This window comes from Streptomyces dangxiongensis (assembly GCF_003675325.1).
GTDB lineage: Bacteria > Actinomycetota > Actinomycetes > Streptomycetales > Streptomycetaceae > Streptomyces > Streptomyces dangxiongensis.
In genome coordinates, this window is the sequence record NZ_CP033073.1 from 2,158,387 (window position 1) to 2,183,406 (window position 25,020).

Sequence of the window (25,020 nt, forward strand, 5' to 3'; positions counted from 1 at the left end):
ACCGCATGGACTTCAACGCTCTGTTCCACGCCAACTTCAAGCTGTTCGACGACGCCGTCACCGACTGGTCGACGCTCGTCAAGCACCTGGCCGACCTGAAGAAGGACGCCGAGGACGGCCTGCACAAGGCTGCCCTCGCGGCCGACTGGGCCGGTGTGAACGCGCAGGTCTCCCGGGAGTTCATCGGCAAGACCGCCGGCGAGTTCGGCGACGCCCACACGCAGGCGACCACCATCCACAACATCCTGCGCGACACCCGGGACGAATTGAAGACGTTCCACCAGCAACTGACGGACGCCGTCTCGCGTGGGCAGAAGAAGAATCTGACCGTCGCCGACGCAGGTGACGGCAAGTTCACGGTCATGGGCAACACGCGGCCCGACTGGAACTCCGATCCCAGCGGCAAGACGAGCACTACTGACCAGAAGGACGTCGACGACCTGCGCGACGAGATCCAGGGCATCCTCAGCAAGGCCACGGAGAGCGACAACACGGCCAAGGACGTCCTCGCGGCCATCGTCGACCAGAGCGCGACAGGTTTCTCCGACGCGAACTACAAGGACCGGGACACCGCGGCGGATGCCGTCAAGGAGGCCGACGAGCTGGCGAAACTCGCCGGGAAGAATCCGGACGACCTGTCCGTGGAGGACTTCGACCGGATCAACTCGGGGCTGAAGAAGTACGCGAACGACCCGCTGTTCGCCGAGCGCTTCACCACCGACCTGGGGCCGCAGAAGACCTTGGAGTTCTGGACCGGCATCAGTGATCCCAACAGGGGCAACTACGAGCTGGGGCACAAGCGTCTCGACCAGTTCGACGACCTTCAGCGCAACCTGGGGCTCACGCTGGCCCACGCCACACAGAGCGATTCCGCGGGCATGACCGAGTGGAAGCGCAAGATGATCGACATCGGTGACCAGCCGCTCTACGGCGACCGGGGCGGCCCCATGGGCTTCCAGGTCATGAGCAACCTCATGCGGACCGGTGACTATGACGACCAGTTCCTGAAGGACTACGGGACCGAGCTGATGGTCGCCGAGCGGAAGATGACCGGCAACGGTGAGCACGGTAACCCGATATGGCAGCACATGGGCGGGAGTGCCTGGCTGAACCGGATCGGCGACGACAGCGGCAACGATGCGCTCACCGGCTATCTCAAGGGCCTGTCCAACAGCCCCGATGCGGCTACCGACTTCCTCAACCAGCAGTACGTCTCCAAGGACGACCCGGACAACCCCTTCGAGCGGGACACGGACGGCAACGGCAAGAAGGGCAAGGTATCGCTGTCGAACTTCCAGTACCTGTTCGAGGAGCGGGACTGGCCCAAGGAGGCGAACCTGCACGGGGACGACATCATCACGGGGCAGAACAACCTGGCGCTGGCCCTGGAAGCCGCCACGACGGGACACCCGGCCGGCGAGATGCCCACGGCGGACACCCCTCCCCACAACGCGGGGCAGGCGAAGCTCGTGGAGGACATCTTCCAGTCGGTGTCGGAGGACCCGAAGCGACTGACGGGCCGCAGCTACATGTCGGACAGCATGGGCCAGATCGCCGCGGAGTACATGCCGGATATCCATCGGGAACTCCACGCGGGCGATGCCAGCGAGAAGACACTGTTCCCCGTGGCAGGCACGGTGGCCATGCTCAACGAGCGGGACATCACTCGGTTCCTGTACGCGGTCGGCCAGAATCCCGAAGGCTACGCCGCGGTCAACCTCGGTCAGCACAGCTACACGACGCAGCTGATGCAGCACCACTTCGAGCATCCCGGGGAGTACGTCAAGGATCCTGCTTTCTCCGAGGCCGACAACCTGAAGCAGGGGAGCGAACAGATCGCCCGTAAAGCCGGTGAGATCGAGGGCATCATCGGTGCCGGCCGCGCCTACCAGGCTGAACTGGAGGGCGGCGCGAAGGACGCCGACTACAACGCCGCGATCGAGCGTGCCGGAAGCTGGGGCGGCACGGCCATCGGCATCGGCATCGGCATGGCCACGGAGCCGATGACCGGCCCCGGCGGTGCCATCATCGGCGACGTCGCCGGTACGGCGGCCGATGAAATCATCGGCAAGATCACAGAAGGAGCCATGCAGGACAGCTCCGGAGAGATCATCTACCGCAACGGCGAGAGCTTCGAGGAAACTTCCGACTCCACCTACAAGTTGGTGGAGCTCGCCGCCAGGAAGGCAGGAGAGAACTCCGGCCACCGCTACCCGTTGATCGAAGCCTCGGTGGCCACAGCCGCGGAAGACGGATTCGACACCGCCGGGACGAAGGTGCACAAGTACCTCGACGGGGAGGGCATCCCCAGGCAACTCGACACGGAGGACTGAGACGTTGGCATCCACTCGTACCAAGTCCCTGCTCGCGGGGGGAGCGGCGCTGCTGCTCTGCCTCGTCCTGGGTGTCCTCTACGCGCTGGGGCTTCCGCCCTTCAAGGACAAGCGGGGCGAGATCAAGGCATCCGAGATGTGCGGAACGCTGGGCCGCTCGTCCAGCACCGCCGCCGCGCTGAAGCGCGTTCTGCCCGACAAGTCCTCCTACGCGTTCGACGGCGCCGTGACCGACCCGCGTCTTGACGACGTGGACTCGAGCTACTACGCGTCATGTTTCGTCAACGGCGACGGGAAGCAGCTCGTCGCTGTCACGGCCGAGATGATGCAGTACGACAAGGCCGACGAGTGGGTGAAGGACGTGGTCGCGGAGAATACGCCGGCCGGGTCGATGACGCCGTTCGGTGCCGGCGACAAGGCGGTCGCATCGGACAAGGTGGCCGCCATTTACTTCCCCTGTGTCGCCCGCGGTGTCGGCGACCACATGAGCGTGGTCGTACATCTCAAACGGCCCGGCAGCGCCGACGGTGATCAACTGCGGAAGGGGCTGATCTCCCTCGCCCGGAACGCCGCGCTGGTCGCACACCAGAAGGCGAAGTGCGACGCGCCGTCCAAGCTCACGCACTGAACCGGTGCACCTCCTGACATCCGGCGATGACGAGGATGCCATGAATGTGACTTCCGGTCCTTACCAGGGCCGCCGTGCAGGGGCAGCCATCTCGGTCGCCGTTCTCCTGTTCACCCTTACAAGTTGTTCTGGAAGCGAGCAGGGACGCGAGTACGCCACGCCTCGGTCCGTGTGCGGCGTCGCTGTCGATGCTGACGCGCTCGCCGGATTCCTCCCTCCAGGGAACAAGGTCACGGCGAAAGCCACAGCCGCTCCGCCCGCTGCCACCCGGTGCACTGTCTCCGTCGACGGGACGCCGATCGTCCGCACCGCGCAGGAGTGGTGGAACGACATGTCGGTGCTCGAGTTCGCCGAAGGCGTGACACTTGACGAGGTGGGGCACCGGACGGACGACGGACGGTTCGCGTACTCAGGGAACGAGGCGTTCGGCAAGACGGAACATTGCCGCGACCATCACGACCGGATTCTTTATACGGCTGTGCGGGCCACGGGTTCGGAACACGAGGACGCCGCGGCCATGAAGGAGCTGATCACCGAGTACACGGATGCGGTGCAGCGATCCAGCGTTTGCCACGGCTCGTCCACGACACCGGCGGCAGGAGGGTGAGCTGCGGTGCTCGTGGGGGGTCCCGGCCGTCACAGCCTGTCTCGCCCTGCCTTTCACGCCTGACAAGGCCCACATGACGCGCATGCCCGGGACTTTCGTCCGGCCGGGTTGCTAGCTTGGCCCCACACTGGTGTATCCGCGGGAAGGGGCCCTTGGGGCGTGGGACGAGTGGGAGCAGGTCAAGGCGTAGGCCGCCGCCGGGAGACCGACCCATATGCGGCTCAACCAGGCGGCGACGGACGGCGGGGGCGGCTCCGGGGATCTGGTCGTGCACCAGGACGACCTGGGCCGGGTCGGGCACGAGGCCGACCTCCTGTTCGAGGACTTGAAGGGCCAGGCCGACATCGCCGCCGCCGGGTCGGGCAACGGCTCGGTCGGCTCGACCATGCAGGCCGCGGCCGCGCTGAAGTCGCACGGTTTCCAGATGGGCAGCGCCCTGGAAACCACCGTGGAGGTATGGACCACGCAGGTCAAGGCTGTACTGCAGGCACGCGCACATATCTCCGACCATCTGGACTTCACTCAGAAGCTGCATGCGGAGGATGGCGCCGAAATCGGTGCCACGCTCCGTGGCCGTGACGGCTCGGCGGTGTCCGTGTCCCAGCTCAACGAGTACTTCAAGTAGGTGGCCTCTGGTGGCTCTCACCACCGCCGACCTCATCGAGGTCGACCTCAGCAAACTCGCCACTGCGGTGTCGGACTGGAAAAGGGCCGTGGACGGCCTGAAGAAGTCGGCCGAGAACGCCCGGACAGGGATGCAGGCCAAGTCCGACTCGGCACGGTGGGCTGGGGTGAACGCGACGGTGACACGCGACTTCGTCGCGAAGACGGCCAAGGAGATCTCGGACCTCCACACCGAGGCCGACAGCATCTACCAGGTCCTCGAAGACGGACACACCGAACTTGCCGCGTTACAACGAGTGTTGGTGACGGCCATGCAGGGGGACGCTGCGAAACCGGGTGTGCGCGTCGAAGACTTGGGTGACGGCAGGGTCCGCTGTTTCTTCCCTCATGTCCGCGGTGACAGTGACGAACGCACTCAGGAACAGCTCGCCCAGGAGCAGGCGTTGGAGGGCCGTATCAGCGGCATCCTCGCCCACGCCGCCGAGATCGATGCCTCGGTCGCCCGTGCGCTGGCCAGGAGCCATGGCAACGACCCTTACAACGCGGGCCACAGCAAGTACGAGTCCCTGAACGACGCAGAGGTCGAGCGCGCCCTGGAACTGGCACACAAGGGCGACAAGATGTCCGACGCGGAGCTGCGCGAGCTCGACCAGGTGCTGCGTTTCAACTCGTCTGCCGACGCGACCGGAACCCGCCTCGACGCGGTGCAGGATCTACAGAAGGTCATGGGCTACACCCTCGCCAACGCGACGGACCCGGACCACAGGCACCATCTCCCGGACAACTGGGGCGCTGAATTCCGGCGCCTCGGCACCCAGCAGATCGGCTGGGAGCAAGGGCAGTGGAACAAGCCGTACGGCTACCAGGTGCTGGGGGGCCTACTGCGTTACGGCAACTATGACCCACGGTTCCTCACCCCCATCGCGGAGCCCGGACGCGTACGGCTTCCATCCCTCGGGCAAGCTCGGCACGTAACGACCCGTTGAACAGCGTCCTGGAAGGGCTCGGTCACAGCCCCGAGGCATCGGAGAAGTTCTTCACCACAACGCCGACGGCGTACAACGCGGACGGCACCGTGAGGGAGGGCGGTGATCCGGGCTTCAGCTCCTACCTGGACCTGTTCACCGGCAAGGACTTCGAGTGGACGGTCGACACCAACGCCGCGAACGTCCTCGCGGACGAGGGCAAGGCCAAAGCGGCGCTGTTCGGCCCGGAGGCACTCGGCCACGCCCTGGAGTCGGCGACCACGGGCCGGCCGTACGACGGTGACGACGCCGCCGACGCCATCAAGCACAACGCGGCGCAGGCGCATCTGGTCAGCGACATCGTGAACTGGTTCGGCGAGCATCCCGAGCTGATCAGGCACAACGAGAACGGGGATCTCGAGGACGAAGAGACGGGCCCCTTGTACGCCCTCCGGGGAAGCCTCGGTGACATCACCGCCGAGTACATGGGCGACTTCCAGCGGGCCATGTACGACGAGGATCCGAGCAGCGAGCTGTTCCCGACGTTCGGTGCCCCGCCCGACCTCGACCCGAACAGCGTCGCTCGGTTCCTGGGCGGCGTCGGCCAGGATCCCGATGCCTATGCGGCCATCACGACCGCTCAGCAGGCCTACACGACCGACGTGGTGGATCACGTCATCAACGGCTCAAGCCATTCCACAGCGTCGTTGGACGGGCGAGTGGGCGACGCGGTGGCCCCTGGATCGGCGATCGCCGGGATCATGAGTGATGCACGGGCCCATGCGATCTACGAGTACCACGCCGCTTCCGACACGGAGTTCAACGAAGCCGCGGCGGAGAAGCAGAAGTGGGTGAACCGCATTCTGGGCATGGGCCTCGAAAAAGTCGGTGAGCGGGTTCCGATCTCCGGTGCTCCTCTTGAATGGGCATCAGAGGACATTCAGGAGTCCATCATGAAGAGCATCGAGCAGGACACCTCGGACGAAGCCGAGACGGCGGCCGGCCAGGAGTACACCAACGGTCGTCAGCCGCACTGGATTCCTCGAGAGCCGCCGTCGATCGCGCGCTGGTCAACAACAACCGCATCGATCCGGACACCGCCGACGACCTGAGAAGAGCCGCGCGGACATCCGCCGGACACAGCCACTCGGACGGTGCCCAGTGGAAATCGGAGAGTGACAAGCATTGAGACCCGCATCGTACGTTCTCCGTGTCATGACGCTTCTCGCGGCTGCGGCGACGGCGGGGTGCTCTGCCGGGGAGCCGAAACAGGAGTCTTCCGTGCCGAAGGCGCTCTGCGGAGTGTCCGTCCCGTCCGATGCCCTTTCTGATCTCCTGCCGGACTCAGGTGAGCGTGTCACGGTGCGACGGACGGGAAGCCTGGACGACGGCTCCACGGTGTGCGAGGTCGAAGTGGACGCGGACACGGTGCTGGTGATCAGTGGCGAGCGCATCGACGCCGGCAGCTCGGCACACGACATCCTGAGCAGTCGGCTTTCCGTTCGGGAGCAGAAGGCCGCGGACGGCGGCTCCGTCGCCTACACGGATCAGTCCGCCGTGTCGTTGGTCAGGTGCCGTGGCGCCGCTGTCAGGGAGGAGGACATCAGCACGCTCGTCAAGGTGCTGAAGCCCGCGCGCCGGGACGAGGCGGCCATGAAGAAGTTCATTCGTCGTTACACGGCTTCCCTGAAGGAGCAGCGTCCTTGCAAGGCGGCGTCCTGAGTACCGGCTGACCTCGACGCGTACGTCCTTCCGTCCGTGCCGGGCTCCGCGGAGTAGACCGGCACGGACGTCATCCCCGGCCCCGGAGCCCCCGGCGTCTCCTGCGTGCGTCGCGCAAGGCCACCGCTCCGCCGCCCAGGGCCGCCACCAGGACCGCCACGCCGACGGCGACGTACGTGGCGATGCGGGCGGTGCGTTCCCGGGGGGTTTCGCCGAGGGTGAGTCCGGCGGGGGTCGGGGCCTCCGCATGGGTGAGGCCCGGGTCGGGGTGAGGGGTCTCGATCGGGTGATCGTCCTCGGTCAGCGCGCGGACGGGGTCCACCACGCCCCAGCCGACCAGCCGGTCATGGCCGGAGATGGAGCGTTCCGCCGTCTGCTCGATCTGGGCCACGACCTCCCGGGCCGTCCACTTGGGGTGCTTGGCCTTGATCAGCGCGGCGACGCCGGCCACGTACGGGGCGGAGAAGCTGGTGCCGTTGTCGGTGCAGTGGCCGCCCTTGGGGACCGTGGAGATCATGTCGACACCCGGGGCGGCGACTCCGACGAAGTCTCCGGACTGGGAGAAGGCCGCGCGTTCGTTGTTGCGGTCGGAGGCGGCGACGGCGAGGACGCCGTCGTAGGACGCGGGGTACGTCTTCTTCGAGTTGCCGCCGAGGCCGTCGTTGCCGGCGGAGGCGACCACGACGATCCTGGCCGCCAGTGCCTCGTTCACGGCCCGGTGCAGGTCCTCGTCGGGGACGGCGGCGTCTGCCGTGTCCTGGGAGATGTTGATGACGTCGGCCTTCTCCTTGATCGCGTGCCGGATGGCCGAGGTGAGAGTGCCGGCCGTGCCGTGGCCCTCCGCGTCGTTCTGCTTGACCGGGATGATCGTGGCCTCGGGGGCGAGGCCGACGAAGCCCGTGCCCTTCATGGGGCGGGCCGCGATGATGCCCGCGACGCGCGTGCCGTGGCCGACCGTGTCGGTCGTGCCCTTGGCGTTGCCGCGGTCGATGGGCTGGCCCTTCTTGTCCTTCGGCGGCAGGAAGTTGGCGCCCAGGGAGGCGTCGACGGCGTGGGTGAGCTGCGGGTTGGCCGTGTCGACGCCCGTGTCGATGACGGCGACCCTGGTGTTGCCGCCCTTGGACCGGCTCCACAGCTCGTCGAGGTTGACGCGCTGGAGCGCCCAGGGCGTGCCCGTGTACTTGTGGTTGGTTCTGGAGAACGTGCACTGGCCGAAGCCGGGGTCCGCCGTCGCGGCCGGTGCCGTCAGCAGGGTGACGGCCAGCGCCGCGGTCGTCGCGAGGGTGGTACGGGCCGGGAGCGTCCGCGTCATCGTCGTACCCCTCAGGAGCCCTGCGGCTGGCGGGCCGCCGCGGTCGACAGGCGGGGGCCGGTCGGCAGGAACTCCGACCAGGCCGCGGGGATGGGGGCGGGGCTCACGTCGGCGTAGCCGAGGCGGGTCTGCGCCAGCTTCGCCTCCCCCTGGAGCTGCTTGCGCTGTTTGGCCGACATGCCGATGCCCTTGTCGGCGCCGGCGCTGTCGTCGTTGGACTGGAGGGCGTAGCGCAGACCGGTGTCGGTGACCAGGAACACGCCGCCGGCGGTGGTCTTCGTGCCCTGGAACTGGCGGTAGAGCTGGCCGGAGCCGGCGGTGACGTAGGCGCTGGAGGAGCCGGTGGGCAGGACGGCCGGGAAGTCGGTTCCGGCCCAGGTGCTGAGGGTCGTGGCGCCGTTGTGGGGGTCGACGTGGCCGAGGACGTTGCAGACGGTGTTGCGGCTGCCGTCGGCGGTGGAGGGGTCGTTGACCGCGCTGGGCTTCTCGGTGGGCCAGGTGTGGCGGGCGGCGAACGGTTCCCCCCGGTCGATGGCGCCCGCGCTGACCTCCTGATGGTGTCCGGCCTGGCCGAGCCGCACGAGGTCCTTGCTGGCCAGCAGGAGCTGGGCGACGAAGTCGGAGACGGGGGCGACCCGGCCGGGGAGGACGACGAAGTACTGCTCCTGGCCGTTGACCGGGGCCCGGAGCACCATGCCGACGCGGTTGGCCTGCTCGTCCAGTTGGCCGGGGGCCTTGGCCGCGGAGCCAGGGACGCCCTCGATCGACGGGAAGCCGATCGGGTCGCCCTCGTGCAGCGTCGCGATCCACTCCTTGGTCACCTGCTGCGGTGTGCGGTCGGCGCCGACGAGGGTCTGGAGGAGCAGCCTGTTCCCGGCGTCCACCGGGTAGGCCCGGCCGTGTGCGTCGATCACGTACCGCTTCTTCTCCGGGGTGGCGACGTAGAGGAGTTCACCGCCGCGCAGCTTCTCCCGGGGATCGGCCAGCTTGTCCTGGTCGCGCGCGGCGAGGACGAACGCGGCCCGCTGCAGGGAGCTGCCGCTGCCGCTCGGGCGTTCGCAGACGGCCCACTGCTTGGCCGCGCCGGCCTCGGTGCTGGAGGGCAGCCGGTCGGGGGCGTAGGGGATGCCGATGGTGACGCCGTGCGGGACCTTGCCGTTGTCGAGGATCGACTCGTCGACGGTGACGACGTCGACGTTGTTCTGGGTGTCGAGGACGAGCCTGGCGGAGGCCATGTTGAGCACGGGGTGGAGCTGGGCCTTGCCCTTGGTCTTCAGCACGACGTAACGGGTGGTGGACTTGCTGGCGATGATCACCTTCTGGCCCGGGTCGTTCCAGCCCTGCGGCGCAGTCGGCTTGAACATGCCCCAGGCACCGAAGGCCGCGAGGACGACGACGCCGACGATCGCGCCGGGCAGGACGGCGCGCAGCGGCCGGGGCGCGCCCTCGTCCGAGGCATCCGGTGACGACTGCACGAACGACGCGAGCATGCGGCGCTTCGCGAAGGTGTAGGCGTTGAGTTGGTCCCGCCGAGATGCCATCTGTGCCCGTTTCTCCCCGTGTCTCACCCGGAGCGTGCCCGGGGACCACGTTCCCCCGCCCTCCGTTGTCGGACCCGGCCCCTACTATGCCTGGTACGGAGCGGGCCTCGTGGAGCGGGTAGGGTACCTGGGCCCTCAAGGGCCTTGTTCAGTGGCCTGGTTCCAGCGAGTTGTGAGCAAATCGGGGGGATGGAGTGATGGCTTCCGGAACGCGGACGCGAACACGCGGCCGGTCGGCGGCACGAGGCCGCGCGACCGGGTCCGGGACGCCGGTGAGCGAGACACCCGCCCGGCGCGGCGCGGAGCGGCAGCAGGTCACGCCCGGCCTCAGGCAGCGGCCGGGCCAGGCCGGCTCGTTCCGTTTGCAACGGCTCCTGCTGGTGGAGCTGGCGGCGGCCGTGCTGCTCGTCGGCTGGGCCGTCGGGATGGCGGCCCTGGTGCCGGCCGCGGTGGTCGCCCTGGCACTGCTCCTGCTGGCGTTCGTACGGCGGCGCGGCCGGTCCCTGCCCGAGTGGCTGGGCACGGCGCGGGAGCTGCGGGCGCGGCAGAAGCGGGCCGCGAACACCCCGATACCGCCGGGTACGGAGCCCGGACTGGTCCCGGCGGTGGAGTGCGAGCCGGCCCTGCGCACGTACTCCCACGGCGCGCGTGACCGGCGGCCGGCCGGCATCGTCGGGGACGGGACGTTCGTCACGGCCGTGCTCCAGGTGGAGGCCGACGCGACCGCGCTGCGGGCCGAGCGGAGCCGGCAGCCGCTGCCCCTGGGGCTGGTGCGGGACGCGCTGGAAGTGGACGGGATCCGCCTGGAGTCGGCGCAGATCGTGCAGCACACCCAGCCGGCGCCCGCGCTGCACCTGCCCCAGCAGTCCGTGGCCGTCGCCAACTACGTGCCACTGCAGGAGCAGACCGGTGCGCCGGCCGTCCGCATCACCTGGATCGCACTGAAACTCGACCCCGAGCTGTGCGCGGAGGCCGTGGCCGCGCGCGGCGGCGGGCTGCCGGGGGCGCAGAAGTGTGTCGTACGGACCGCGGACCATCTGGCGAGCCGGCTGACCGGCGCCGGGTTCCGGGCGCGTGTGCTGGACGAGGAGGAGCTGGTCGCCGCCCTCGCCACCTCGGCCTGTGCCAACCCGCTGGTGACCGCCGAGGCGGGGCGCGGCGAGAACCGGGAGCGGCGCACGGAGGAGTCCGGGCGTAGCTGGCGCTGCGACAACCGGCGGCACACCACGTACTGGGTGCGGCGCTGGCCCCAACTGGGCGGCGGCCGGGGCGAGTCGCTCCCGCAGTTCGTCGCCCGGGTCACCGCGATACCGGCCCTGGCGACCACCTTCAGCCTGACCCTGGCGCGCGGGGAACGGCAGGAGGTGTCGCTGTGCGGGCATCTGCGGGTGACCGGGCGCAGCGACGACGAACTCGTCGCGGCGCGGCGCGCGCTGGAGGACGCGGCCCGGCAGGCCGGGGCCGGCCTCGCCCGCCTCGACCGTGAGCAACTGCCCGGCATGCTGGCCACTCTGCCCCTCGGAGGTGTGCGGTGACGACGATTCCGACAGCCCGCATGACGCCGGATACGGCCGCGCGGGGGGCGCGGGAGCCGTCCGGGCCGCGGCGGACGGTCGAGCGGCTGCGGCACGGGCTCGGTCTGATCGGCCCCCGGCACGGGCGGCACGGACTGTCCGCGGAGCAGCTTGACATGCTCGCCCTGCCCATCGGGGACGACGGGGTGGTGGCCGGTGTCGACGCCGAGGGCCAGCCGGCCGTCCTCGGCATCAACCGGCCCACGCCGTACGACGTCGTCCTGATCGGCGGCCTGTGGACCGCGCAGGTGCTGGCGCTGCGCTCGGCCGCCACCGGCGCCCGGGTCGCCGTGGAGACCGGCCGGCCGCAGGCCTGGATGCAGATGGTGCATGCCATGGGCGGCGGACAGAACGGCCTGTCCGTGTACGACGTCGGGCGGGTGCCGCCGCAGGGCGCCTCCGCCGGTACACCCGTACTGGTGGTGCGGGACTGCGGTATGCGGCCCCCGCGCGGCCGGGTGGTGTCCGGGCCCTGGCAGTCGGTGCTGACCCTGCTGCCGTACCTCAGCCCGGTCGCGCCCCGGCTGCTCCGGCAGGCCCGGCTCGCCGGCATCCAGCGGGTCTCGCCGGACGAGGCGGCCGAACTGGGGCGCACGATGGGCCTGTCACGGACCGAGGTCGAGTCGCTGCCCGCGCTGCCCGACGGCGTCACCCTGTGGTGCACCGACCGTGACCGGCAGTACGTGCTGACGCAACCCACCGACGCCGAGATCGGATTGTTGGGCACACCCCGCCGGATGGACTGAACGCCCTTCTCTGTCCCATTTGTTCAGGCTCTCGCAGGGGTCGCCGGGGACGGGCGGGGCGTCTGCGGGCACGCGTGACCTGGTGGGCGGGTGCCGAGGGGCGGGCGGGCCTGCCGAGGGACGGCTCCTGGTGATTAGGCTGGGAGCGGGCGCGATGGCAGGACCCGTGGACCGGGCGTCGGTGTCCCGGGGGGAGGGCCGGTGTATCGGACCGCCCCGAACGACAACGGACGACTCGGTACGACACGACATGCTCGCCCAGGCACGGCATGAGGGTGCTCGACCACACCAGGAGGAACTGTGAGCAGCGATCGGGACGGGACGCGCGGGGGCTGGGACACACCCGGCGATGACCAGCCCGACGCGGAGGCCGTCGAGACCACCGGCGAGTTCACCATCGACTACGCTCCCCCCGCCTGGTACACGCAGAACGCGTCCGGTACGGGGGGCGGGCTCGGGCGGCGCGAGCGGCTTCGCCCCGTCCGAGGACCCCCGGGCCGCGGGCGGCCCGGGCTCCTCGGCGGCCCCCGGACTGCCGTTCCCCACGGGTACGCCGGTCACAGGCCCGACACCGCCTCCCCCGCCCACCCAGCCGACGGGCACCCCGCCCCAGAGCGCGCCGTACGCGCCGCCGCAGGGGGCTCCCTTCACGCCGCCGCAGGGGACTCCGTACGCGCCGCCGCAGGGCATCCCGTCGCAGGGGGCGCCGTACGCCCCACCACAGGGGGCTCCCTTCACGCCGCCGCAGGGCGTTCCGGCACAGGGCACACCGGCGCAGGGGATCCCGGCGCAAGGGATCCCGGCGCAAGGGACTCCGTACGCCCCGCCGGCTCCGCCCGCGCCGGTGGACGGTCCGCCGTTCGCGTCGCCCTCGCAGCCCACGCCGCCGCCCGCGCCGCCGGTCGGCAGCCCCCTCCCCATGCCGCGGCTGCCCGAGGGCTTCGAGCCGCAGGCAGCCGGGCAGCCGCAGCCGGCCGTCCCGCAGGAATCACCGGGGGCCTCCCCCGTGGTCGAGCCGGAGACGGACAACGGTGACCTGGAGAGCGGGGCGACCATGCGGTTCTCCGCCGTCGCCCTGAAGCGTCAGATGGCCGAGATCGCCGACCGCACGGCAGCCACCGGGGAACCGGGCGGATCCGACGGCGGGGAATCCACGGAGAGCGCGATTCCCTCCGGGGACGGCGGCGGGGACGCCCAGGCCGCGAGCGCCGGTACCGCGAACACCGAGGCCGGTACGGACGGGGCCGCGCCGGACGCCGCCGCAACGCCGGGTGGTCTCGCCGAGGGTGGCGAGCGGCACGCCGAGGAGTCCGGTGACGGCGCGGGCGCACGGGAGGACGCGGCGGCGGACACCGCCGTCCCCGTCCCCGTCTCGGAGGGCCCCTCGCCCTCCGGGGACGGGGCAGAGCGCGAAGACGATCAGGAAGGTGCCGAGGACACGAGGACACCGGGTGCGTCGGAGACGGCCGTCGCGGGCAAAGGTGCGGTGGAGAACGCCGCCGCGGAGCAGGGCACGGCCGAGGCCGTACAGCCCGGCGGGCAGGAGGACACCGCCGACGCCGACGCCCGGTCCGGGGCGCCCGAGGACTCCGCCGACGCCGCGCAGTCCCACGCACCGAGGGACACCGTTTCCGGTGACGGTGGCTCAGATGATGCCGCCCAGTGGACCGGTGTGCCGCACTCGGAGGCCCCGCACGCGGAGGCTCCTCAGGGCGACTCGCCGCGGCCTGACGCACCGCAGACCGACGCCGCCCCGCCCAACGCTCAAGTGACCGGCGCCGCGCAGCCCGGTGTCCAGCAGTTCGGCGGCCACGGCGTCCAGCAGCCCGGCGGATACGGCTTCCCCCAGCCCAACCCGACCGGGACCGGCCCCCGACAGCCCGGCGCCGCACAACCGGGCGGCCAAGGCGTTCCGCAGCCCGGCGGATACGGCTTCCCGCAGCCCAACGCGGCCGGAACCGGTGCCCCGCAGACCGGCACCCCGCAGGCCGGTGCGTTCCAGCCCGGCGCGGGCGGCCCTCAGCCTGGCATCCCGCAGCCTGGTGTGCCGCAGTCCGGCCCCGGCACCCCGAATCCCGCGGCGCCCCCCGCTCCCCCGGCCCCTCAAGGTGCGCAGCCCGGCTGGCCCTCACAGCCCGCACCGCATGCGCCGTCCGCACCGAGCGCGCCGTCCGCGCCTCAGGGCGGGCTGCCCCCGTTGCCGCCCTCGTATCAGCCCGCCGCCCCCGCTGCCGCGGCCCAGTGGCCGGCGCAGCCCGTGCCGCAGCAGGCTCCTCCTCAGCAACCCGGCCCGATGCCCGGCCGGCAGCCCCAGCCGCAGCCGCCGGCCGCGCAGGGTTTTGTCGGCGTGCCCGGTCAGCAGCCGCCGTTCCAGCCGCAGGCCCCACAACCCTCGCCCGCCGCATGGAACCAGCAGAACCAGGCCGGCCAGGCCGACCAGCCAGGCGCGCCCGCCGCACCGGCGCCGTCCCCGCAGGCGGCTCCCAACGGTCCCACGCCGGCGAGCGGATACGGCTTCCCCCAGCCCGGCGCCCCCAACCCCCCGGCTCAGCCCGGCGGTTACGGCTTCCCCCAGCCCCCGGCGCCCCAGCCGAACCCCAACGCCCCCACCCCGCCGAGCGGATACGGCTTCCCCCAGGGAGCCCCCACCCCCCAGCCCCAGCCCCAAGCCGGTGGTTACGGATTCCCCCAGCCCCCGCAGAACCCGGGCTTCGCCCCGGGGTCCGACGCGCCGCAGGCCCCCCAGGCCCCGGTCGATCCTCGTTCCGGTGCCGCGTGGCCGCAGGCCGTTCAGCATGACCAGCGGCAGCCGACCAACGCCGGTGCGGCGCCGCTCGGTTACACCGCTGCCGTGGAGCTGTCCGCGGACCGGCTGCTCAACAACAAGCGGCAGAAGGCGAAGAGCGGCCGGCCCACGGCGGCCACCTCACGGTTCAAGCTGGGCGGGAAGAAGGAGGAGGCCGAGCGGCAGCGGAAGCTGGAGCTGATCCGTACGCCGGTGATGTCGTGCTACCGGATCGCGGTCATCAGTCTCAAGGGCGGCGTCGGCAAGACGACCACGACGACCGCGCTCGGCTCGACCCTGGCCACCGAACGGCAGGACAAGATACTCGCCATCGACGCGAACCCGGACGCCGGCACGCTCGGGCGGCGGGTGCGGCGCGAGACGGGGGCGACCATCCGTGACCTCGTCCAGGCGATCCCGTACCTGAACTCGTACATGGACATCCGCCGGTTCACCTCGCAGGCGCCCTCCGGTCTGGAGATCATCGCCAACGACGTGGACCCCGCCGTCTCGACCACGTTCAACGACGAGGACTACCGGCGCGCGATAGACGTACTCGGGCGGCAGTACCCGGTCATCCTGACCGACTCGGGCACGGGCCTGCTGTACAGCGCCATGCGCGGGGTGCTCGACCTCGCCGACCAGCTGATCATCATCTCGACACCGTCCGTGGACGGGGCGAGCAGCGCCAGTACGACGCTGGACTGGCTGTCCGCGCACGGGTACGCCGACCTGGTCTCCCGTGCCCTCACCGTGATCTCCGGGGTCCGCGAGACCGGCAAGATGATCAAGGTCGAGGACATCGTGGCGCATTTCGAGACGCGGACGCGTGCCGTCGTGGTCGTGCCCTTCGACGAGCATCTGGCCGCGGGCGCCGAGGTCGACCTCGACATGATGCGCCCACGGACACGCGAGGCGTACTTCAACCTCGCCGCGCTGGTCGCCGAGGACTTCACCCGCCACCAGCAGGCGCACGGACTGTGGACGAGTGACGGCAACCCGCCGCCGGTGGCCGCTCCGCCCATGCCGGGCCTGGGCCAGCCGTACGGCCCCGGCCAGCCGTACCCGCAGGGACAGGGGCAGCCGTACCCGCAGGGACAGCCGCCCTACCCGCAGGGGCAGCAGCCGCCGTACCCGCAGGGCCCCGGACAGCCGTACGCCCCGGCGCAGCAGCCGTACCCGCCGCAGCCGTATCCGGCGCAGCCCGGCTATCCGCAGCCCGGCCACCCCCAGCCGCAGCCGCAGCCGGGGCAGCAGCCGCCGCAGGCTCCCCCGGCCCCGCCCCAGCATTAGGGACACACGGAGAAGGGCGGCCGGTGCTCACCGCACCGGCCGCCCTCCGCGTTGTACCGCGCTGACGCGCTACCGCCGTACGACGGTCACTCCTGCGCCGCCACGATCTGCCGGCACCGCTCCACGTCCACCGCCATCTGCTCCAGCAGAGCCTCGAGCGACTCGAACTTCGCCTGGCCGCGCACGAACGCCAGGAAGTCGACGGCGACGTGCAGGCCGTACAGGTCGAGGCCGACGCGGTCGATGGCGTACGCCTCCACCGTGCGCTCGGTGCCGTCGAACTGCGGGTTCGTGCCGACGGAGATCGCGGCCGGCATGACCTCGCCCTGGGCGTGCAGGTAGCCGGCGTACACGCCGTCGGCGGGGATGGCGGGTGTGCGGCAGGGTCTCGACGTTGGCGGTCGGGAAGCCCAGTTCACGGCCGCGCTGGGCGCCGCGGACGACGATGCCCTCGACGCGGTGCGGGCGGCCCAGGATCTCGCGGGCGCCCGCGAGATCGCCCTCCGCGACCAGACGGCGCGTCAGGGTCGAGGAGAACGGCTCGCCGCCGCCCGCCTCACCGGTGACGTACAGGTCGACGACGTCGACCTCGAAGTCGTAGACCTTGCCCTGCCCGGTGAGGAACTCGACGTTGCCTGCGGCCTTGTGGCCGAAGCGGAAGTTGGGGCCTTCCACGACCGCCTTGGCGTGCAGCTTGTCCACCAGGACCTTCACCACGAAGTCGGCGGGCGACAGCTTGGAGAACTCGGTGGTGAACGGGAGGATGAGGACCGCCTCGACGCCCAGCTCGGCCATCAGTTCGGCGCGGCGGTGGTGCGGGGCGAGCAGCGGCGGGTGGCTGCCGGGGCGGACGACCTCGCTGGGGTGCGGGTCGAAGGTGACCACGACGGCGGGGACGCCCAGTTCACGGGCGCGGTCGACGGCGTGCTTGATGATCAGCTGGTGGCCGCGGTGGACGCCGTCGTAGGAACCGATGGTGACGACGCTGCGCCCCCAGTCCTGGGGGATGTCCTCCAAGCCACGCCAGCGCTGCACTGTGACCGCTCCTCGAACCCGTGTCCGTGTCTGTCCTGACCTCGTCGTGCAGGTCTAAGGGTGCCATGCCGGGTGCTCGCTGCCAGCATCGGCATAGGGGCTGTGACGGGGCGCACGTTCCCCGCCGCCGCTCAGGCCGGTACGCGTACGCCCGCCAGGTTCTCGATCATGCGGAGGGTGCCGGGGCCCACCACGGCGGCCCGGTCGTCGGGGGCGTCGGTCAGCCAGCGGGCCTGGCTCGCGGCGAAGCCGGGCACGTGCCGTCCGAGGTCGGCCAGACCGCGGTCGAAGCGGGCGGCTCCCTCGGGCGTGCGGGCGAGGAGGAGCCCGGTGCGATGGACGAGGCCGCGGACCCCCTCCTCGCGGCTGCCCTCCCCCTGGCCGCTCTCCCCCTGACCTCCGCTGTCCTGGGCCACGGCCGCGTGCCGCGCCGGGTGCGCCCGCGGCGACGACGCGGGCGCCGAGTCGTCAGGCGGGCTGGACGGTGATTGTGCAGAGGCGCTTGGTGGCCCGGGTCAGGGCTACGTACAAGTCCCTTTCCCCACCGGGGCGGGCCGTGATGATTTCCTCGGGGTTCATGACGACGACCCCGTCGAATTCCAGGCCGCGTGCTTCGGACGCCGGCACGATGCGTGCGTGGTGAGCGATGCCCTGGGCCGTCAGCTCGCTCACCCTGGTGTCCGCGCAGATCACTCCCAGAAGCTCGCCCGGGTGCGCGGTGCTCTGGGCGCGGAGTTCCTGAACGGCGGCGGTGACCAACCCCTCCGGAGGTGTGGTCACGGTGCGAGGGCTCTCACCGCTTCGCAGTGACCGTGTGGGCTTCTGGTCCGGAGCGATCCGCGTGAGCAGGTCCCGGACGCTCTCCAGGATCTCCTGCGTGGTGCGGTAGCTGACGGTCAGGTTGTGCAGTTTGAACCGCGGTCCGACGTGGGGGCTCAGTGCTTCCTTCCAGTCGCGTGCTGTCGCGACCGGGCCTGCCTGGGCGAAGTCACCCACCAGCGTCATCGCCCTTGCCGGGCAGCGGCGGACGATCATCCGCCACTGCATGGCGGTCAGTTCCTGCGCCTCGTCGACGACGACGTGCCCGTACGTCCGCTCGGGGGGGCCGTCGACCAGGCTCGCCGCCTCGTCCAGCAACGGCACATCGTCATCGGTCCACGGGTCGTCCGGACCGCGCAGCAGAAGGGACCGCTCCTGCGCGCTCAGGCGGGGCAGGTGCTCGGCGAGAGCGCCGGCGTTCGTCAGGAGCGCCTTCACGAGGTCACCGGGTACCAGCCGCGGCCACAGCACCTCGACCGCCCGGTCGACGCCGGCGTCGTCGAGGAGATCGGCTCGGATGGCGTCCACGTCCAGCTCGTGGACCGGACCCGAGTCGGCCGCACCTTCGGCACGGTGCTGGGCGGCTCCCGTGAACCGGTCGAGGTCCATGCCCGTCATCCTGGCGGCATCGGCGTCGATCTGCTCCAGGAGGTCGCCCATGTCTCGTTGCATCGCGTCGGTGACGGCGTCGACCAAGAGCTCCCTGAACACCTGGCGCGCGAGGTTGTGCCCCGGTGCGGCTGCCACGGCGGCGTCGCGTGCCGTGGCGACTTCCTCGCCGGACAGGTGAACCAGTTCCTGTCCGACCCGTACGGTGAAGTCACCGGCGGGAGCTTGGTGGACGCGCAGCAGGCCGGCCAAGGCGTCGGCGAGGTCGGAGCTGCCCTTGAGACGCGCCGTATCGAACGGGTCCACCGTGTCCGTGGACACTCCGGCCAGTTCCCGGCAGGTCGCCAGAACGACGTCGTTCTCTCCGAGCGAGGGAAGGACCTGGGAGATGTAGTCGAGGAACCGGGCGTTCGGGCCCACCACCAGGACACCCTCCTCCGCGGCGCGCGGGAACGCGTACAGGACATAGGCCGCCCGGTGCAGGGCGGCCTATGTCTTGCCGGTGCCGGGGCCGCCCTGCACCACGGTCACCCCGCGGTGGGCGGAGCGGACGATCTCGTCCTGCTCGGCCTGCAGCGTCGCGACGGCCGCGTGCATCCTGCCCGTACGCCGTGCCGACATAGCCTCGGTCAACGGGCCGTCCCCCACGACGTCCTCGTCGGTCGGGGCGGTCCCGTCCAGCAGTTCGTCGCTCACCGAGATGACCGTGCGTTCCTCGAGGCGCAGGTGCCGGCGCCGCCGCAGGTCCATCGGGTGGACCGGTGTCGCCTCGTAGAAGGGCCGCGCCGCGTTCGCGCGCCAGTCCACGAGCAGAGGCAGGTCATCCTCCTCCGTATGCAGTCCGATCCGCCCGATGCGCAGGGCCGTGCCATCCGTCCAGTCGATGCGCCCGAATACCAGCCCCTTTTCGGCGCCCTCCAGCCGGCCGATTTCCTTGGCCAGACGCTCGGCGGCGATTTCTCTCTCGTACGCCTCATCGGCGCTTTCCGCCGGGCCCTTCAGCACACTCGCTCGGCGTACTCGCGCCTCGGAAAGCCGCTCGGTGAGCAACTCATACAAGGAGGACACATAATCCCGCTCCGATTCAACCGCACGCACAGCGGGATCATTCATTTTCGACAACAGGGGGCTCCTTCGATTCGAGCCACACCATACGGTCAAAATTCCCTGAAGATAAGTCTTGACTTACTTGGTGAAGCCATGGCCTCACGACTGAATCCATGACGGCTGACCGTATGGCGTATCACGCATTCCGCCGTTCCGTATATCGCTGATTGCGCTCCCGATACCCGCATGCCGTATGGGCGAGCCCGCCCTTGGATGCCGGCGATGTTCTGCCGCGCTCGGAAAAAAAGGGGCAAGATCCGGCGAGGCGACCGGCGCCATCGAGTTCACTGCCAGGGGGCATCTGGTCGCTTCGTCTGGCGACCCGGCCGAGGAGACGAGCACAGAATGGGTTGAGCCCTCGACCGGTCCACCACTGCCCGACCCGTGCCGACGGCCCCGTCTCAGGACCGCGGCACCACGCCGCCGTCGGTCGCGGCCGACCCAGAACGTCAAAGGAACGAATGACGACAGGCGCGGCGGGCGTGGCTTTCCGGGGCCCCGGTGGTGGCACCGATCCAATCAGATTGACCGACCACCACACCCGCAAAGATCAGGAACTGGCGGCTCTTGGGCTTACCTCGGCGCTACCCCGGTCCTGTTCCCGGGTGAGCAGGAACTCCAGCAGCTCACGGCGGAGCGGGCGGGAGGCGGGAGTTCCGGCGGCGGCCAGGACGGTGGCGAGCGCCGCCCGGACCTGCTCGGGACCGCCCTCGAGCAGACCGGTGACGAGAGGCAGCAGGACCGAGCGGGCGGTGGGACCCTGTTCGAGGCGGCGGTCGACGTGCCCGGCGACGTGTCCGGCGGTTCCCGGGCACAGCCGCACCGCCTCCCCCACGAGGACGGCGACGCGGCGGGCGAGGGCCGGCGTGGTCACCTCGCCGAGGCCGCGCAGGACCGCCGCGGTCTGCGGGCCGTCGGCGTCCGGGGCGTGCAGGCGTGTGCGGAAGGCATCCAGAACCGGCTCCGGGTGGGTGGCCAGGGCCGGGACAAGGGCGCTCGGCGGCAACAGCGGGTCGCCGTCGGCGAAGTGGCGCAGGGCGGCGGGCAGATGCCGGTCGCGGGTGTGCGGGTCGCGGACCAGCAGGGCGAGGGCGCCGCCGTGCAGGGCGCGGTCGGCGGGGCGGGCGAGCAGGGCGAGGGCGGCCCAGCGCAGCAGCTCCCGGTCGGCGTCCGAGCCGACGTGCGGGGCCGCGCGCAGCCCGCTCGTCACCGCTGCCGCCCGGCGGGCGGGACGTTCGTCGTGCACCCAGCGGTCCACGGCCCGGCACACCGCCGACGGCTCGTCCTCGGCGAGTACGGCGAGCAGCTCGTCGGCACGCGGGTCCGCGCGGTTCACCAGCACCTCGGTGAGATCGTCCAGGGCGCCGTGCCGGTGCGTGTGCAGCAGTGCCTGCGCGGCGGTGGCCACGGTGGCGTGCGGGGTCGCGGGCAGCGGGCGCTCGTCGGTGAACCAGTGGGTCAGCAGGGGCTGTACGACGGTGGGGGCGGCGGCGAGCAGCCCGGCGACGGCGTCCAGGTACCGGTCCCCGGCCGCGGGCGGCGCCGGGTCCGCCAGCACCAGCCGGCGCAGCAGGTCCAGGCGCTCGGTGCCGGAGACGGGCACGGCCGTCCAGAAGGCGGGGCCGAACTCGGCCGGCACGGGCCGCTCGGCACGGCGCCAGGCGACGACGCGGTCGGCCAGCAGGCGCAGCGTCTCGGTGTACGGCGTCGCGTCCGGGACCCCGAGCAGAGTCCGGGCGAGCAGCCGGGCGGCCCACCAGGAACCGGGGTCCCGCTCCAGGGCGTCGATCAACTCACCGAGCCGCGACGCCAGTTCCTGGGGGCCGTGCTGGCGGGCGAGGTGCAGCAGAGCCTGTACGACCGGGCCGGCGCGGTGGTGCGGCACCGGGACGGGGTGCGGCTCACGCCGGCCGCCGGGGCGGTGCACCAGGGCGCGCAGGGCCTCGTCCAGGTCCAGGTGCACCCCCTGGATCCAGTCGGCCAGCTCCTCGTGGGCGAAGCGGTAGCCGCGGCCGGCCGGCACGAGGAGGCCTTCGGTGAGGACGGCGGAGGCCCAGCCGGTACCGCCGCCCAGCCGGGCCGGGGCGGGCCCCCAGGGGAACACCGTCTCGAACGCCTCCCGGTCCAGCTCGCCCTGCCCGGGCCCGAGACTGCGCCGGGCGGCCTCGTGCACCTGGCCGGCCACGCGGGCGGCGAGCCGCCGTACGGCCGTACCGCGCAGACCGGCCGCGGCGGCGAGCCGCACCGCGACGCGCAGGCAGATCACGTCGAGGTAGGCGGTGAAGACGTCGTGCCGCTCGACGGGTCCGGCGACCTGGGCGTCGGGGACGGCGGCCCCCACCTCGGACACCAGCCGCAGAGCGAGCGGATGCGCGGCGTCCCGCTCGGCCAGCACCCCCTCCGCGACGCCGTACCGGACCCGCGCCCGCCGTGCCTCACCGACGTCCAGGTCTCCGAGCCGCAGACAGGGCGGAAGCGGTAGGGGGGCGGTACCGGGCACGGGTCCGGCCAGGGGGCTCGGCGGCGCCGGGGACGTGGCCGGGGTGAGGGGCGACGTTGAGGACGTGGCTGAGGCGGGGGGTGATGCCTCCGGCCGGGCCGGGGTGTGGGGCGAGGCCTCCGGCGACGCGAAGGGCTGGGACGACGCATCCGGCGGGGTCGGGGTGGGCGAGGCCGGGGGCGGTGCTTCCGACGGGGCCTCGGCGAGGAGCAGCACTTCCGGCGTGATCGGGCCGGACGAGGCAGGCGCCGTAGCCGGAGCCGGAGCTGTGTGGACAAGGGCCGAGGCGGAGGGCCGCGCACCCGGGGTGGGGGCGTTGGGCGGTGAGACCGCATGGTCGCCCGGAGCGGGCAGCGGCGCTGCGGGTGTGGACGGGGTGAGGACCGGCGCCGCCAGCAGGGCCCGGTCCGGGCAGGCAGCCGGCGGCACCGCATGGGCGGCCGGAGCGGAGGGTCGCGCGTCTGCGGTGGGGACAGCGGGCGGCGCGACCGCTTGGCTGACCGGAGCAGGGAGCGGCGCGTCCACCATCGGGACGGCGGACGGCGAGACCACTCGGACGGCCGGAGCAGGGGGCGGCGCGTCCGTGGCCGGCCGTGGGGGCGCGTGGGTGGCCGGGGTGTGGAGCAGGTCGGCCGGGAAGTACGTTCCGGCGCGTTCCCAGTACTCCTCGCGGCAGGCCACCACCAGCCGGGCCCCGGTTGCGCGCAACCAGTCGGTCGTCCCCCGGGTCCACTCCGGCAGCCGGTGGGCGAGGACGGGCGGCATCTCCTCCGGGCCGTCGAGGAGCAGGAGCAGCGGGCGGCCTGCCCGGGCGGCGAGGCGCGCCAGGCGTTCGGGGGTGAGGTCGCCGAGGTCCTCGGGCTGGACGCCCAGGGACGCGGCGACGATCCGGGCGGCCCGCTCCACGGTTCGAGCGGCGGCGTCCGCCACGGAACTGTCGCCCTCGATCAGGTCGGCGCCCCGCAACCACACCGTCGGCGCGGACAGACCACCCCCGGCCCGGCCGGCTCGATCCGCCACGGAACCGTCGCCCTCCGAACGGTCAGCACCGTGCGACCGCAACGTCGGCGCAGGCAGGCGGCGCCCCATCCGTTCGGCGGCCCCCGCCCCCGAACCGTCGCTCTCCGACCGGTCGCCACCACGCAACCAGAGCATCGGCGCGTACAGACCACCCCCCGCCCCACCAGCCACCTCAACCCCAGCACCATCGCTCGCCGACCGGTCGCCACCGTGCGACCGCAACGTCGGCGCAGCCGGAGCACCCCCCGTCCGGAGGGCGGCCCCCGCGCTCGAACCGTCGCCCTCCGCCAGGTCGCCACCGCGTGACCACACCGTCGGTGCGGCCAGATCACCCCGGGCCCTGCGGGCGGCGAGTGCTGCGAGTTCTGTTGTACGGCCGCTGCCCGGGGCGCCCACCAGGCCCAGCACCGGCCGGTCGGCCCCGGTGAACGCGGCCAGCTCCCGTACGACGTCGGCTCGTTCGACGGGTTCGACGGCGTCCATGTGGCCGGTGAGGGCGCCCGGAGGGCCGTCCTGGCCCACGGACGTCTCGGTCACCTGAAGGATGCCGGCGAGGTTGAGGTCGGCGCCGTACGCGGGCACGGTGGCCGCGTTACGCTCGAGCAGACCGGCGAGGGCGGCGTCGGCGGCGGGCCGCAGCGGGACCGCGAAGCCCGCGTCACGCCGGTCGGTGTGCAGGGCGGTGCCGAGGACCCCGACGACCGCGCCGGTACGGGCGTCGAGCACCGGTCCGCCGGCCGCGCCGCCACCGAGCCGAAGGGCGTCCCGGCCGGCCGTGCCGATGGCCAGCTCCAGGGCGTCGTCGAGGAGGTGGACGCCGTCGGTGGCGGTGTACGTCACCGGTGTCGCCGCCAGCACCCGGGCCTCACGCCAGCAGCCGGCGACGATCCGTACGTACGTACCGGCGTCGATCCGCTCCCGCACCGTCAGCGGCAACGGGTCCACGCCCAGGCCCTCGGTGTGCACCAGGGCGAGGTCGAGGGCGGGCAGCGGGGTGACGGCGTCGGAAGTGACCACGCACGTGCGGTCGGCCGCGTGCAGGACCAGCCGGGACAGGCCGTCGACGCACTCGTGGCTGGTGAGCAGGGTGCCCTCGTGGTCGACGAGGAAGCCGAGACCGTGGGGGCGGCCGGCCGGGTCGTGGACCCGGACGAGAGCGGCATCGGCCCGGCCGGCACCATCACCGGCAATGGCACCGGCGCCGTCGCCCCCCGTACCGTCCACGTCCGCCTCGCAGCGGCCCCGGCCGGACCCGGCCGCTCCCCGTCCACCGGCCGCGTCCCGCTCTTCTCCGCCGCGCTCGTCCGAGCTTGCGGCCTGCGCCGCCTGCGCCCCGCGTGCGGGCTCGTCCCCGTGGTCCCGGCGCCCGCCCGCGGTGCGCGGGCCCCGTTCCGTCATGGCCTTGCCTCCCCGCCGTCCCCGCTGCCCTGTGCCTCGACGGTAGGCGCGTGATGATCGGCAGGACAGATCCCTCGGTGAACGCGCCCCCTTCCGCTCCCCCGGTTCACTCCGAGCGCCCGCCCGGACGGGTGAATAGGCGGGGGCGGCTGGATAAGCCTAGGGGTGGGGGAACCGAGGGGGGACCGTGGAGCGGCGGCAGGGCCGGAGTCCGTGCCCGGCCGCCGCTCCACGGGAAGACGCCGGCCCGGCGGCCCCCCAGCCACCCGCCGACCGGGCAGGCCCCCAGCCACCCACAGGCCCGGAGCCTCCCCCAGCCACCCGAACAGCCCGGCAGCCCGGCAGACCTCCAACCGCTCGACCGACCCGGCAGCCCGGCGTGCCCGGCACGGCCCCGCCCCC

Annotated in this window: 14 protein-coding genes and 3 pseudogenes; 11 read left to right on the forward strand and 6 right to left on the reverse strand. The window is 71.9% G+C overall.

Features of this window, described 5'->3' with window-relative positions:
• The first annotated feature begins 5 nt into the window (after positions 1-5).
• The 7 genes from D9753_RS09510 (at position 6) to D9753_RS09535 (ending at position 6,879) form a co-directional block, all read left to right on the forward strand.
• Positions 6-2,333 carry a hypothetical protein gene (locus D9753_RS09510; RefSeq protein ID WP_121786609.1) on the forward strand — a complete coding sequence of 776 codons (2,328 nt, stop codon included), beginning with the start codon at positions 6-8 and terminating at the stop codon, positions 2,331-2,333.
• Positions 2,334-2,337: 4 nt separating this feature from the next.
• Positions 2,338-2,961 (forward strand): hypothetical protein, encoded by a 624-nt coding sequence (locus tag D9753_RS09515; protein WP_240468094.1) that lies wholly within the window; start codon positions 2,338-2,340, stop codon positions 2,959-2,961.
• A gap of 4 nt (positions 2,962-2,965) precedes the next feature.
• Positions 2,966-3,568 carry a hypothetical protein gene (locus tag D9753_RS09520; RefSeq protein WP_240468095.1) on the forward strand — a complete coding sequence of 201 codons (603 nt, stop codon included), beginning with the start codon at positions 2,966-2,968 and terminating at the stop codon, positions 3,566-3,568.
• 214 nt (positions 3,569-3,782) lie between these two features.
• Positions 3,783-4,193, forward strand: a complete 411-nt coding sequence (locus D9753_RS09525; protein WP_121786610.1) for a hypothetical protein — start codon at positions 3,783-3,785, stop codon at positions 4,191-4,193.
• Between the two features lie 10 nt (positions 4,194-4,203).
• Positions 4,204-5,178, forward strand: a complete 975-nt coding sequence (locus tag D9753_RS37795) for a hypothetical protein (RefSeq protein ID WP_240468096.1) — start codon at positions 4,204-4,206, stop codon at positions 5,176-5,178.
• Entirely contained in the window at positions 5,175-6,269 is a 1,095-nt protein-coding gene (locus D9753_RS37800) for a DUF6571 family protein (RefSeq protein ID WP_240468097.1), read from the forward strand. The genes D9753_RS37795 and D9753_RS37800 overlap by 4 nt, the downstream gene beginning before the upstream one ends.
• 169 nt (positions 6,270-6,438) lie before the next feature.
• The gene (locus D9753_RS09535; protein WP_240468098.1) at positions 6,439-6,879 is read left to right on the forward strand and encodes a hypothetical protein; all 441 of its coding nucleotides are present in this window, start codon (positions 6,439-6,441) and stop codon (positions 6,877-6,879) included.
• Positions 6,880-6,949: 70 nt separating this feature from the next.
• Here the strand turns inward: D9753_RS09535 and mycP are convergent, their stop codons facing one another.
• Entirely contained in the window at positions 6,950-8,191 is a 1,242-nt protein-coding gene (gene mycP, locus D9753_RS09540) for a type VII secretion-associated serine protease mycosin (RefSeq protein ID WP_121786612.1), read from the reverse strand.
• Positions 8,192-8,202: 11 nt separating this feature from the next.
• Positions 8,203-9,732, reverse strand: coding sequence for a type VII secretion protein EccB (gene eccB / locus D9753_RS09545; RefSeq protein WP_121786613.1), 1,530 nt, complete (start codon positions 9,730-9,732; stop codon positions 8,203-8,205).
• 197 nt (positions 9,733-9,929) lie between these two features.
• On the opposite strand from eccB, the gene eccE reads away from it, so the two are divergent.
• From eccE to D9753_RS09565, 4 genes are all read left to right on the forward strand, one after another.
• On the forward strand, positions 9,930-11,267 hold the full coding sequence (gene eccE / locus D9753_RS09550; RefSeq protein ID WP_205614102.1) for a type VII secretion protein EccE: 1,338 nt from the start codon (positions 9,930-9,932) through the stop codon (positions 11,265-11,267).
• Positions 11,268-11,287: 20 nt separating this feature from the next.
• On the forward strand, positions 11,288-12,052 hold the full coding sequence (locus tag D9753_RS09555) for a hypothetical protein (RefSeq protein ID WP_121786615.1): 765 nt from the start codon (positions 11,288-11,290) through the stop codon (positions 12,050-12,052).
• Between the two features lie 300 nt (positions 12,053-12,352).
• Positions 12,353-13,087, forward strand: a complete 735-nt coding sequence (locus D9753_RS38660; protein WP_276209427.1) for an SCO5717 family growth-regulating ATPase — start codon at positions 12,353-12,355, stop codon at positions 13,085-13,087.
• A complete protein-coding gene (locus tag D9753_RS09565) occupies positions 12,972-16,130 on the forward strand; it encodes a nucleotide-binding protein (protein ID WP_121790995.1) in 3,159 nt (1,052 codons plus the stop codon). Before D9753_RS38660 ends, D9753_RS09565 begins: the two co-directional genes overlap by 116 nt.
• Positions 16,131-16,216: 86 nt before the next feature.
• On the opposite strand, the pseudogene D9753_RS09570 reads toward D9753_RS09565, so the two are convergent.
• From D9753_RS09570 to D9753_RS37805, 4 genes and pseudogenes are all read right to left on the reverse strand, one after another.
• Positions 16,217-17,165, reverse strand: a pseudogene (locus D9753_RS09570) (bifunctional riboflavin kinase/FAD synthetase).
• A gap of 131 nt (positions 17,166-17,296) precedes the next feature.
• Positions 17,297-17,518, reverse strand: a pseudogene (locus tag D9753_RS09575) (hypothetical protein); the annotation flags it as partial.
• A gap of 115 nt (positions 17,519-17,633) precedes the next feature.
• Positions 17,634-19,706: pseudogene (locus D9753_RS09580) on the reverse strand (HelD family protein).
• Between the two features lie 544 nt (positions 19,707-20,250).
• Positions 20,251-24,618, reverse strand: a complete 4,368-nt coding sequence (locus tag D9753_RS37805) for a trypsin-like peptidase domain-containing protein (protein WP_240468100.1) — start codon at positions 24,616-24,618, stop codon at positions 20,251-20,253.
• Positions 24,619-25,020: the final 402 nt, after the last annotated feature.